The sequence below is a fragment of the Chryseobacterium tagetis genome, assembly GCF_016735585.2.
Classification (GTDB): Bacteria; Bacteroidota; Bacteroidia; order Flavobacteriales; family Weeksellaceae; genus Chryseobacterium; species Chryseobacterium tagetis.
Genome location: NZ_JAERSE020000001.1, coordinates 874,021 through 886,394, shown reverse-complemented (window position 1 = coordinate 886,394; position 12,374 = coordinate 874,021). Strand labels below are relative to the sequence as shown.

10 protein-coding genes are annotated in these 12,374 nt (G+C 35.1%); 2 read left to right on the top strand and 8 right to left on the bottom strand.

The genetic code is table 11. The features are described 5' to 3' along the window. Nucleotide 1: 1 nt before the first annotated feature. The 5 genes from JI747_RS03850 to amaB all read right to left on the bottom strand — a co-directional run bounded on the left by JI747_RS03850 (nt 2) and on the right by amaB (nt 4,541). A complete protein-coding gene (locus tag JI747_RS03850) occupies nt 2-457 on the bottom strand; it encodes a transcriptional regulator (RefSeq protein ID WP_225686405.1) in 456 nt (151 codons plus the stop codon). A gap of 116 nt (nt 458-573) precedes the next feature. Then, complete coding sequence (locus JI747_RS03845; protein WP_225686404.1) at nt 574-1,086, bottom strand: GNAT family N-acetyltransferase; 513 nt, start codon at nt 1,084-1,086, stop codon at nt 574-576. Between the two features lie 175 nt (nt 1,087-1,261). Further along, nucleotides 1,262-1,492, bottom strand: a complete 231-nt coding sequence (locus JI747_RS03840; RefSeq protein ID WP_225686403.1) for a DUF2007 domain-containing protein — start codon at nt 1,490-1,492, stop codon at nt 1,262-1,264. Between the two features lie 61 nt (nt 1,493-1,553). Further along, the gene (gene lat / locus JI747_RS03835; protein ID WP_225686402.1) at nt 1,554-2,882 is read right to left on the bottom strand and encodes an L-lysine 6-transaminase; all 1,329 of its coding nucleotides are present in this window, start codon (nt 2,880-2,882) and stop codon (nt 1,554-1,556) included. Nucleotides 2,883-2,990: 108 nt separating this feature from the next. Beyond that, entirely contained in the window at nt 2,991-4,541 is a 1,551-nt protein-coding gene (gene amaB, locus JI747_RS03830) for an L-piperidine-6-carboxylate dehydrogenase (protein ID WP_225686401.1), read from the bottom strand. Between the two features lie 137 nt (nt 4,542-4,678). Here amaB and JI747_RS03825 point away from each other — a divergent pair, with 137 nt between their 5' ends. Further along, nucleotides 4,679-4,876 carry a hypothetical protein gene (locus JI747_RS03825; protein ID WP_225686400.1) on the top strand — a complete coding sequence of 66 codons (198 nt, stop codon included), beginning with the start codon at nt 4,679-4,681 and terminating at the stop codon, nt 4,874-4,876. Nucleotides 4,877-4,984: 108 nt separating this feature from the next. Here the strand turns inward: JI747_RS03825 and JI747_RS03820 are convergent, their stop codons facing one another. The 3 genes from JI747_RS03820 to ccsA form a co-directional block, all read right to left on the bottom strand. Next, nucleotides 4,985-5,173 (bottom strand): Arc family DNA binding domain-containing protein, encoded by a 189-nt coding sequence (locus tag JI747_RS03820; RefSeq protein ID WP_225686399.1) that lies wholly within the window; start codon nt 5,171-5,173, stop codon nt 4,985-4,987. A 23-nt stretch (nt 5,174-5,196) separates the two neighbouring features. Continuing rightward, nucleotides 5,197-6,063, bottom strand: a complete 867-nt coding sequence (locus JI747_RS03815; protein WP_225686398.1) for an SPFH domain-containing protein — start codon at nt 6,061-6,063, stop codon at nt 5,197-5,199. Nucleotides 6,064-6,242: 179 nt separating this feature from the next. Then, on the bottom strand, nt 6,243-9,488 hold the full coding sequence (gene ccsA, locus JI747_RS03810) for a cytochrome c biogenesis protein CcsA (protein ID WP_225686397.1): 3,246 nt from the start codon (nt 9,486-9,488) through the stop codon (nt 6,243-6,245). 344 nt (nt 9,489-9,832) lie between these two features. Between ccsA and JI747_RS03805 the strand changes: the two genes are divergently transcribed. Next, nucleotides 9,833-12,355 carry an FtsK/SpoIIIE family DNA translocase gene (locus JI747_RS03805; protein ID WP_225686396.1) on the top strand — a complete coding sequence of 841 codons (2,523 nt, stop codon included), beginning with the start codon at nt 9,833-9,835 and terminating at the stop codon, nt 12,353-12,355. Nucleotides 12,356-12,374: the final 19 nt, after the last annotated feature.

Below are 12,374 nucleotides of genomic sequence, written 5' to 3'. Positions count from 1 at the left end.
TTTAAAGTTTATTAAGAGATTCCTGAATATTAAGTATGTTTTTATTTAAAAGAGCTTTGTAAGCTTCCATTTTTTCGTTGTGTACATTGTCATGATTTTTTTTAAATTGATCTAAGTCATCTAGTAGTTTTAATTCGTCTTGCATCTTTTGAACTATTTTTTCAAATCTTATTTTCTTATATTCATCATTGATGAAAAAATACCTTTTCCTTTCATCCATTTTATTGTGATCTACAATGAGCTGGGCTTTCAGTAATAAAGATATACTGGTAGAAACCGAACTTTTGCTTGCAGAAAGAACTTCCACAAACTCATCAAAAGTTATCCCTACCTTTTCATAATCAAAAAGCAGATAGGCGTAAATTTTAGAAGCTAATGGAGGTACGTTGAAAATGGTGCCATAGAACTTTACAGCATCCTGAAAAATTTTTTCATCAATCTCTATACTCTTATGCATGGTATATAAATTTGAACAAATGTAAAAATTAGTTCAGAACTAAACGAACAAACCCAATAGAGTTTCTCGATATTGGGTCTTTTAAAAATTCAATGAAAGTAGATTTAACTTTTGGCTTAAATTATAATCTTCTCAAAAGCCTTTCTCATTCCGCCGGACAGAAAAACCTCTCCGCAATAAGAATATCCTTTCCCTTCAAGAATTTTTAACATGGCAATATTATCATAATTGGTATCAACTTTAACGCTCTGAATTCCATTTGATCTCGTGAATTCTTCAATATGATCAAATAATTTTTTTACCATTCCCTGACCCGCAAATTTCTCATCTACAGCTACTCTGTGTACCACAACAAATTCTCCGTTGCTTAGCCACTCGCCTTCTATTGTGCTGTAAGCAGGCTCATCATTCATAATTAATGCGGCATATACTGCAATTTCTCCGTCTACGGTCATTACATACCCGAAACCTTTTGCAATGTCACTTTCTACGGTATCCATATTGGGATAACCTTGCTGCCATTGTGTACTTCCGTCTTGCCTTCTTCTTTCAATTGCCTGTTGCAAAATGTTCCAGATTATATTTCTGTCTTCAATTTCTGCCTTTCTTAGTTTAATTTCTGAATCCATTGTTTATAATTTTAATTAAAAGATTGACATATTCATAGATTAAGGTAATCTAAACGTTTATATTTATTTAAAATAATTTCCTAATTTTTTTTAAAAGAAAAATCAAAAAACCGAAAACTAATTGAAATTAATTTTCGGTTCGAAGTAGTAAAATTTAAAATTATGAAATTGTTTTTTATTGATTTTCACTTTGCTGAAGATAAGCATCGATAATATCAAATGCTTTTTTTTCATCTTCGAGTTTAACCATCACTTTTAGCGAAGTCGCTGTAGGTGTTGTTGTAAAAGTCAGATAATTGTTTTCTACCGCATTTGTAATCTGCGCATCGTCTAACTTAGATTTGATTAACTGAATTTCTGTAGATTTGTCACTTTCAAAAACTGATACTCTTGTGCTTCTTTCCATATTCTATTCCGTTTGAGTATCTAAATATATGACAAATTTTTTAAAATCCCAAATCCGGATTTTAAATTTTGTTAATATTACTCTCTATTTTTCCTATCGCAAGTTGAATTTCTTCCTTGGTTACATTTAAATGAGGTCTGAATCTAAGTGACTGATCTCCACAAGAAAGAATGATCATTCCGTCATTCCATAGTTCGTCTCTCAATGTATTTCTTTGCTCAGCAGTAGGAAGATCAATCGCACACATCAATCCTTTCCCTCTTGCATTTGATAATTTTTCAGGATATTTTTCTGCTAATTTTTTTAATTCATCCAACAGGTAATCACCAACAATTCTTGCATTTTCTACAAGATCTTCCTTTTCTATCACCTCCATTACCAATTGAAAACGAAGCATATCAATAAAGTTTCCTCCAAAGGTAGAATTGATTCTTGAGCTTTCTCTGAAAACGTTATCTGGAATTTCATCAAATTTCTCTTTATTGGCTAAAACCCCACAAACCTGTGCTTTTTTCCCGAAAGAGATAATATCCGGTTTTGCAGTAAAATGCTGGAAAGCCCACATTTTTCCTGTAATCCCGATTCCAGTCTGAACTTCGTCAAAGATCAATAAAATTTCATTATCATCACAGATTTTTCTCAATCCTAATAAAAATTCATCTCTGAAATGATTGTCACCACCTTCTGCCTGAATAGGCTCAATAATGATACAAGCTACTTTATCAGGATTCATCAGAATAGCTTCTTCAATCTGAATTAATGCCAGTCTTTCGTTCTTAATTGTTTCCTCAAGGTTTTCTTCTGTGATGGGGAAGCTCAATTTAGGATTTAAGATTCTAGGCCACTCAAACATCGGAAAATATTGATATTTTCTTGGATCTGAAGTGTTTGTTAAACTTAATGTATATCCGCTTCTTCCATGGAATGCCTGTCTGAAATGGATACAGATTCCGGCTTCCTGGTTAAGACCTTTTTCAAAATTCTTTCTGGTTTTCCAGTCGAAACAGGCTTTCATGGCGTTCTCTACGCCTAAAGTTCCTCCTTCAATAAAGAAAGCATACTGTAATTCTTCAGGAATCACCACTCTTTCAAAAACTTCTAAAAAGTGAGCGTATTCTTCTGAATAAACATCAGCCAAAGTAGGCTTGTTAACGGCCATTTTTCCTAACCAAGCTGATTTCTCAACGATATAAGGATGATTGTAGCCTATTGAAGCGGAAGCAAACATCGAAAACATATCTAAATATTCTCTGTTCGTAAGCTTGTCGTAAAGCCAAGATCCGTGAGATTTTTCAATATCCATCACGAAGTCAAAACCATCTGCCAAGACATGTCTTCCTATTGTTTCTTTTACTTTATTTGCTTGTATATCAATTGTTGTGTGTTCCATATTTTTTTGTTAGTGATTAAGGAATTCAGAGATTTAGAAATTAGTGACTGGTAATTTCTGTATATCTAAATCCCTGAATTTAAATTGTTTTAATTAGAATTAAAACTTTTATAAGTCAAATTTAATTCCCTGTGCTAAAGGAAGTTGTGCTGTGTAATTTATAGTATTGGTTTGTCTTCTCATATAATATTTCCAAACGTCTGAACCCGATTCTCTACCGCCTCCGGTTTCTTTTTCACCTCCGAAAGCTCCTCCGATTTCTGCTCCGGATGTTCCGATATTTACGTTCGCAATTCCACAGTCTGAACCTGCTTGAGAAAGGAATAATTCTGCTTCTCTTAAGTTCTGCGTCATGATTGCAGACGATAATCCCTGAGGAACATCGTTTTGGATAGCAATCGCTTCTTCTAATGTTTTGTATTTGATTAAATATAAAATCGGTGCGAAAGTCTCATGCTGAACGATTTCGTAAGAGTTTTTCACCTCTGCGATACAAGGTTTTACGTAGCAACCAGATTCGTATCCTTTTCCTTTTAAAACTTCACCTTCAACGATGAATTTTGCGCCTTCTTTTTTACCTTTTTTAATGGCTTCCTGATACATGTTTACTGCGTCCATATCGATAAGTGGTCCTACGTGATTGGTTTCATCTAATGGATTTCCGATTTTTAATTGTCCGTAAGCTTTTTCCAATCTGTTTTTCACTTCATCATAAACGTCTTCATGAATGATTAACCTTCTTGTAGAAGTACATCTTTGACCAGCTGTTCCAACGGCTCCAAAAACAGCTCCAATGATTGACATATCGATATCTGCATCTTTAGAAATGATAATGGCGTTATTACCACCTAATTCAAGGATAGATTTTCCGAATCTTTGAGCAACATTTGTAGAAACCATTCTTCCTACTCTTGTAGAACCTGTGAAAGAAACCAAAGAAACTCTTTTGTCATCAACTAATTTCTGCCCAATTTCATGATCTGCCACCAATACACTTGAAATACCTTCAGGAAGATTGTTTTCCTTGATTACTTCGTTCATGATATTCTGACAGGCAATCGCACAAAGTGGTGTTTTTTCTGAAGGCTTCCAAATGGTAACGTTACCACAAATCCATGCTAAAGCGGTATTCCAAGACCAGACTGCTACCGGAAAGTTGAACGCTGTAATGATTCCAACGATTCCAAGCGGATGATATTGCTCATACATTCTGTGTCCCGGTCTTTCCGAGTGCATTGTATATCCGTGAAGTTGTCTGGAAACTCCTACTGCGAAATCACAGATATCGATCATTTCCTGCACTTCACCCAAACCTTCCTGTAAAGATTTACCCATTTCATAAGAAACCAGTTTTCCCAGATCATCTTTGTATTGTCTAAGTTTTTGTCCTAGTTGTCTTACGATTTCCCCTCTCTTAGGAGCCGGCATCAACCTGAATTCTTTAAACGCTTTTTCAGCCATTTCGATCACCTTATCATAGTCTGATTCTCCGGAAGTCTTTATTTTAGCAATCAAATTACCATCTACTGGCGAAAAACTTTCTATTGTTTTTCCTGATGCGAAATATTTTCCGCCTACCGAAGTTCCTCTGTTCTCTTCTTTAATTCCTAAGTTTTTCAGTGTTTTTTCGATTCCGAAATCCTTTATTTTTTTAGACATAAAAATTTTACTTTTCGTTTTCTCTAAAGATAAAAATATTATGCGAACCTCAAAATTTAATTTTTTTTAACTCATTTTTTATTTGGACTAATTATAAACATGATTATCTTTGTAGAGTAAATAATTGAATTTCAGAAATGGAAAATAATAAAGTAGTAAAGGAATCTGAAGAAGTAAAGAAAAATTCTAAATGGAAGAGCTTGGTAAAGAAGTTTGGAATAGGCGGAATTATCTTCTTTACCGTGAAGGGAATCATTACTTCTACCCTGATTTACTTTTTGGGGAAAAATTTCTGGAGTATTATAAGTAATTATTTTACATCGATTTTTGATTAATTTAATTGGTATATGAAATGTAAAAAGCAGAGAAATATCTCTGCTTTTTCTTTTGTCAGTATAAGCTTGGTTTTGCTTATTAAAATGACAGTTAAAGGTTAATTAAGGTTATTCTTTTTTCTTTCTTCCGGAATCGATTAAGTTTTGATGAAGCAAATACTCAATCTGCCCATTTACGCTTCTGAATTCATCATTTGCCCATTTTTCCAGAAGTTTGTAAGTAGACTCATCTATCCTTATTACAAAAGATTTTTTGCTTTTGCTTTCGGAAGAAGTTTGAGTTTTATCTGATTTCATTTTTTGATTTTTGTTGCTTGCTTTTAATTATATAAAGTTCCGGCATTTAAGATGGGGGTTGCTGCTTTTTCACCACATAAAACGACCATTAAGTTGCTGACCATGGCCGCTTTTCTTTCATCATCAAGCTCTACTATATTTTCTTCAGATAGCTTTTTCAAGGCTAAATCTACCATTCCTACAGCGCCTTCTACGATCTTCGTTCTTGCGGCTACGATTGCGGTTGCCTGTTGTCTTTGAAGCATGGCTCCGGCAATTTCTGAAGCATAAGCAAGGTGTGAAATTCTGGCTTCCTGAATCACAATTCCGGCTTTTGAAAGACGGTCTGTAAGTTCCTGTTCCAGAATTGAATTGATCTTGTCGCCTCCTTCTCTCAAAGTAATCGGAGCATGATCGTCTTCTAAGTTGTCGTAAGGAAAGCTCATTGCCAAATGACGCACCGCTGCTTCGCTCTGCATTTTTACGAAATCTGAATAACGTTCTACATCAAAAGCTGCTTTGTAAGTATCTCCTACTTTCCATACGATTACTACCGCAATTTCAATCGGGTTTCCCATTTTGTCATTTACTTTCAAGGTCTGTCCTTGTAAGTTTTCAGATCGCAGACTCATTCTTTGGGAAGAATACAATGGGTTGATAAAAAACATTCCGTTTTCTTTTACTGTTCCTACATATTTTCCGAAGAAGTTCAATACTCTTGAGTGATTAGGCTGAATAATCATTAATCCTTTCAAGAAAAAACATGAAACAAGAAAGCAAAGAATAGCCAGAACAACGAACGTAATGTTGCGGTCGACTCCTGTTACAAAAAGATAAATAGCAGCTACAAAAAGTATCAGGCATATTACTAAAGCTAAGTAGCCGGACATTGGTTTTAAGACTTTTTCCATAATGTGATTTTTATTTGATATTATTTTGATATCATAAAGGTATTATTATTTTTTGAATTTCAACTCCCTATTTTTTAGATATTTTCTATTTCTTCTGAATTGAAATATAGAAATTAAACAACACAAAAAAATCCCGGAAAGTCTATTTCCGGGATTTTAATTTTTATGATGTTTTAAATTTATTTCTTATTTAAAGCTTTAAATTTAAGATAAGATACCACTGCTAATGCCAGCATTGTTCCAAGTCCGATATATACCCAAGCCGGAACCGGAACCGGATCTCCTGCTGCATACGAGTGAAGTCCGCTTAGATAGTAGTTAACCCCAAAATAAGTCATTACCATAGAACAGAATGCAAACATTGTGGCAACGTGGAACGCCCATTTGCTTCTCAATCCAGGAACTAATCTCATGTGTAATACAAAAGCATACACCATGATTGAGATAAATGCCCATGTTTCTTTCGGATCCCAGCTCCAGTATCTACCCCAAGATTCGTTTGCCCAGATTCCTCCTAAGAAGTTTCCTACTGTTAAAGCAAATAAACCGATAGTTAAAGACATTTCAGAAACAATTACCAATTCCTTCAAGGTTGTATCGTGGTGAATTTTGTAGGTTTCTTTGTTTGAAATAATATAGAATACTAAGCTCAATACTGCAATAATCATTGACAAGGCAAAGAATCCGTAACTTGATGTAATAATAGCCACGTGAACAATCAACCAATACGATTTCAATACCGGAACAAGCGGTGTGATTTGCGGGTCAAGCGCTGAACCTCCGTGAGCAAACCCCATCATAATTACCGCAACCATAAATCCTGCTGCAGGAATCAATGCATTTGAGTTTCTATACAGGATTAAACCGGCTGTAATTCCTACCCAAGAAATGAAGATAATCGCTTCATATCCGTTACTCCAAGGTGCGTGACCTGAAATATACCATCTTGCCACTAATCCTAGGAAATGGAAAACATATCCGATGATTCCAAGGGCAATAATTACTTTAATGATTTTATTTAAAACTTTTCTGGATTTAAATAATTCAATAAACCCTAAGATCAATAATAAACCTCCAACTATTGTATAGAAAATTAACAATTTAAAATTAAGGTTCACTTCATTCAGGAAAACCTCAAGATCAACTTTAGATTTTGCAGGAACTACTGCTTTACCCCATTTTTGCTGGTAGGCAGAAAGTTTTGCCAGTTCTTTATCAGCTTTGCTCCAGTTTCCTGATTGCTGAGCCTGCAACACTTCTGCAAAGTAAGGTCCCATCACTTGCTGAGATTCCATATCCGGTTCAAATTTTTGGTCAAGCCAAGAATGCCAAGTGTGGTTTGCATCATTTTTCACAGGAACAATTCTCATAAACTGACCACTGAAAAATTCATTAAAAATCTGAACTCTTTCGTTAACAGCAATTACTTCTTTATCGTAATTGGTCTGCTCAGCAGGTTTTTTACGGAAAGCAATGTTGTAATCATGTTCCAGAATGTATGTTAAATTACCATTAGCATCTGCCGGAAAAAGGTTCATTAATGAGGTATACTCATCATCATTCGCCTTAGTTTTATTTTTTAACTCATCACCTCCTTTTGAACCGACTTTAATCATCGGAACCATTGTCCAGCTTGGTGTATCTGTATTCACAGATAAAAACCACTGGTTAGCCGTCAGATATTTTCCGTCTGTTCCTTTGAACTCGTCTTTCTTGTATAATTTTCTTAAAACATCCAGAGCTTCAGTATTAATAGGAACAATTCTTCCTTCAAAATTCTGAACCAAAAGGTAACCAAATTTATCTGCATGCTCTTTGCTGATCTTATTTCTTGCAATAATTTCGTCTGCAGTAACCACTTTCATTTTCGTAAATGGCTGTGCCCCTTGTGGACGAACCGTTTCAGAAGTCTGTGCGTGATTATGAGCTTCTCCTTCTACATGAACATGTTCTCTGCTTCCGTCTGTTGTACCGTGTGTTTCAATTTTTTGAGCATTTAATCCTAAGCTTAAGAAAAGCAGTAATATACCAGCAGCTCTTTTCTTATTCACATCTTTCAACATTTTATTCAGTTTCCAGAAGTGTGTTCCTTTCCAGAAGAATATAACAAACATTCCACCAAATAATAATGCATATCCGATATAAGAGATCAGAGTTCCCCAATAATCGTGATTTACAGAAAGTACTGTTCCCATTCTGTCCGGATCGAAACTTGACTGGAAGAAACGGTATCCTTTATGATTAAGAACGTGGTTCATATATATTTTATAAGGAGTTTCTTTTCCTTCGTCTACAATTTTTACGTGGCTTTCATACGCACTTGGAGATGAACTTCCCGGATATGTTTCCATTACGAAATCATCTAATTTAAGGGCAAAAGGCGTATTGTAAATCTTTGGACCGAATCCTACCATGATGTTCAGTCCATCCATAGTCACCTGTTTGTAAGCGTTTGGATTTCCTTTTTCAACAGACAGGTCTACTAATTGTTTAGTTTTTGGTCCTTGAAGTTCAACGGTAAGCATATCAGGAACATTCTGATCTTTTTTTCTGTCTCCTTCAATCGCCATTAATCTTCCTTTTTTCAATCCTTCAGGAACAACCAGTTTTAATTCATTGATCGTATATAAGCTTCTTAAAGCTAAAGGCTGAAACTGGTCTTTTACAGTATTTCCTGTAGCTTTCGTTGCCATGGTCATATAGGCTGCATCTACAGGAGTTTTAATGAATAATTGTCCGTTTTCATTTTTAAACTCAACGGCTCCTTCAATAGGTCTGTTGAAGGTAACCAATGTTCCGTTGATAGACTTCGTTTCTCCCGGTTTGATATAAATATTCTGTCTTCCGGTGTTCCCTGTAGAAACTAAATGAAGGTATTCAGCTCCATTAGCATCTGCCAAAAGACTGTCTTTCTTTCTCTGAACATATTCTTTTGCTACCACTTTCACTTCTTTCCCGTGATAATCATACGTAGCTTCAAGATCTTTGTGCAATGGAGACATCAAATAAGGAATATCCTGATAATTAAGAACGTCTCCTTTTTCTTCAATCTGAACTTTTAAGAACGTTTTATCCGTTACAATTTCGTTAGAAGTTTCCCCTTCTCTGATGTGCATCTGACCTTCAAAACTGATGTATCTTGTGATAGCACCTCCGATGAAGATAAAGATAAACGCTAAGTGAAAAACCAGCACCGGCCATTTCTCTCTTTTCCAAAGTCTATATCTTCCGATATTTCCAATGAAGTTTAAAATAAGCAAAATCATTATGAGCTCAAACCATTTTGCTTCATAAATCAGTGCTTTTGCTGTAGGTGTTCCATAGTCGTTTTCTAAGAACGTTGCATAGGCCATAGCAAATGCATAAACCAGCAGCAATACAGCCATTGTCCTGGTCGAAATAAGAATATCCTGGATCTTCTTCATGATTTTATATACTTGACATGCAAAAATAAGGATGATTAATGAAAAGGTAGATAAAAAAAACTGTCATTTGTCAGTTGAAGGCCTGTAAAACCTTATTTTGATTCATTCTTAATAACTGAAAATATATTAAGAAAAATTTAAATATTAATATCCTATCGTTAATGATTAATAAAAGCTATGGATCTTATTGCAATCCTCTATCTGTTCAGAATGAAAGTCTTGCCAAATTTCCGCTAAAAAACCAGGCCTTTTTAAGAAAATACTATTAAATTACCATCTAAAATTTAGAAATCAAAATTATCTTTTAATGTTCAAAAAACATTAAATTTGCCCACATTGATATTATGAATAAGACGCAAACAAAAACACAGGAATCGCCTGATAAAGGCAAAATATTATCGAAGCCGCGTATATTCTTCGGGCTTATTTTTATACTTTTTTCAATTATCCTTACGTTTTCGTTCATCTCCTATCTGATGAACTGGAAATCAGATCAAAGCCAGGCAGGAACCATGCTCGATAAAACCATAAAGTCTTCTAACCTTTTTGGAAAGATCGGAGACTGGCTGGGTAATATTTTCATTTTTGAAAGTATAGGAATCGCCTCTTTCATTATTGCCTTTTTAGTATTCGTTGTTGGAACGCTTATTCTGAAAAAAAATTATTTTAAGCCCTGGAAAACAATAGGCCATTCTTTGTTTTTCATTTGCTGGCTTCCTATTTTCTTTGGAGCAGCATTTACAAAAAATCAGGGAGGCGTACTAAGCGGAGTGTATGGATATCAGATCATGGATTCTTTAAACGCTCTTATAGGAGATGTGGGAATGTGGTTGGTATTGGTGGCAAGTATTGCTTTATATTTCATTTTAGAATTCAATTTACGTCCAAGTGCTGTAAAAGCAAAATTGGGTGAAATTAATGAAAACACAATCGGAAGAGTAAAATCTATGATGCCAAGTTCTGAAGAGAACTTTGAAGCCGACGAAGAACTGGAGGAAGAAGTTCTTGAGAATAATGTAACGGTTACAGAAATGGTGACTCCAAAAGTTACTGAAGAGCCAATAGAAACGACAAAAGATTTTACAGAAATCCCTTCTTCTCCAGTTATTGAAACGATTTCTACTCCTAATCAGACTTCATTTGAGAATGATAAAGAAATTACACAGTCTATTAATTTAAATCTTAATACAAAGCCTTCAATTCCTGTTGTAAGTCCTGCAGATGCTTTTGAAAGTAAACCTGTAATATCGCAGAAACCAATTGAAGAAGATATTAAATTCAATGTAGAAGTAGCTCCGGTTATTGATATTTTGGATGAATCTGATAAACAATCGCAAGAACTTGTAGAAAAACATGGTTTGTATGATCATAAATTAGACCTTGCTAAATTCCAGATGCCTCCTGTAGATCTTTTGAAAGATTACGGAAACGAAGAAATTTCTATCAATAAAGAAGAATTAGAAGAAAACAAAAATAAAATTGTAGGACTTCTTAAAAACTTTAATGTAGGAATTGCTGAAATTAAAGCTACGATCGGACCAACAGTTACGTTGTATGAAATTGTACCTGAAGCAGGGATCAGAGTAGCTGCAATTAAAAAATTACAGGATGATATTGCTCTGAATTTATCTGCATTAGGAATCAGAATCATTGCACCAATGCCGGGTAAAGGAACGATTGGGATTGAAGTTCCGAGAAAAAATCCTACCATGGTTTCTATGCGTTCAGTAATTGCTTCTCAGAAATTCCAGAATACGGATATGGATCTTCCTGTGGTTTTCGGTAAAACGATCTCGAATGAGATCTTCATGGCCGATTTATCAAAAATGCCTCACTTACTGATGGCGGGAGCAACCGGTCAGGGAAAATCAGTAGGGATCAACGCGATCTTAACTTCCCTACTCTACAAAAAGCATCCTAGCGAATTGAAATTCGTAATGGTGGATCCTAAAAAAGTGGAACTTTCTTTATATTCAAAAATTGAAAGACATTATCTGGCCAAACTTCCGGATGCAGAGGAAGCAATCATTACAGATACGAATAAAGTAATTAATACGCTGAACTCTCTTTGTATAGAGATGGATACAAGATATGATTTGCTTAAAAATGCATTTTGTAAAAACTTAAAAGAATACAACAAAAAATTCACGGAAAGAAAGCTTAATCCTGAAAACGGACACAGATATTTACCTTATATTGTTTTGGTGGTAGATGAGTTTGCCGACCTGATCATGACTGCCGGAAAAGAAGTGGAATTACCGATTGCCAGATTAGCACAGTTGGCAAGAGCAGTAGGTATTCACTTAATTGTTGCAACGCAAAGACCTTCTGTAAATGTGATTACGGGGATGATCAAAGCTAACTTCCCGGCGAGAGCAGCATTCAGGGTAATTTCAAGTGTAGATTCCAGAACGATTCTTGATTCTACAGGGGCAGATCAGCTGATTGGTAAAGGAGATATGCTTTACTTTAACGGAAACGAAATTTTAAGACTTCAGTGTGCTTTTGTAGATACTCCTGAAGTAGAAAGACTGGCAGAGTTTATTGGGGAGCAAAAAGGATACGCTTCTGCTCTTCTGCTTCCTGAATATGTTTCTGAAGAATCATCAAGTACAGTCGGAGCTTTTGATCCTAATGAAAAAGATGCTTTATTTGAAGAGGCTGCAAGAATTATTGTTTCTACACAGCAAGGTTCTACTTCTATGCTTCAAAGACAATTAAAACTGGGATATAACAGAGCCGGAAGAATTATGGATCAGCTTGAAGCAAGCGGAATTGTTGGCGGATTTAACGGCGCTAAAGCAAGAGAAGTGATTATTGGGGATCTCCATTCTTTGGAACAGTTTTTGGAAGATCTGCGTAAGTAAAGGATAAAACGATAGTTTA

Bases quoted from the DNA above. Each gene is read 5' to 3' on its own strand.
- JI747_RS03815 (WP_225686398.1), bottom strand. From the start codon at position 6,063: ATGGAAAAAGTCTTAAAACCAATGTCCGGCTACTTAGCTTTAGTAATA.
- lat (WP_225686402.1), bottom strand. From the start codon at position 2,882: ATGGAACACACAACAATTGATATACAAGCAAATAAAGTAAAAGAAACA.
- ccsA (WP_225686397.1), bottom strand. From the start codon at position 9,488: ATGAAGAAGATCCAGGATATTCTTATTTCGACCAGGACAATGGCTGTA.
- JI747_RS03845 (WP_225686404.1), bottom strand. From the start codon at position 1,086: ATGGATTCAGAAATTAAACTAAGAAAGGCAGAAATTGAAGACAGAAAT.
- JI747_RS03850 (WP_225686405.1), bottom strand. From the start codon at position 457: ATGCATAAGAGTATAGAGATTGATGAAAAAATTTTTCAGGATGCTGTA.
- JI747_RS03820 (WP_225686399.1), bottom strand. From the start codon at position 5,173: ATGAAATCAGATAAAACTCAAACTTCTTCCGAAAGCAAAAGCAAAAAA.
- JI747_RS03825 (WP_225686400.1), top strand. From the start codon at position 4,679: ATGGAAAATAATAAAGTAGTAAAGGAATCTGAAGAAGTAAAGAAAAAT.
- JI747_RS03805 (WP_225686396.1), top strand. From the start codon at position 9,833: ATGAATAAGACGCAAACAAAAACACAGGAATCGCCTGATAAAGGCAAA.
- amaB (WP_225686401.1), bottom strand. From the start codon at position 4,541: ATGTCTAAAAAAATAAAGGATTTCGGAATCGAAAAAACACTGAAAAAC.
- JI747_RS03840 (WP_225686403.1), bottom strand. From the start codon at position 1,492: ATGGAAAGAAGCACAAGAGTATCAGTTTTTGAAAGTGACAAATCTACA.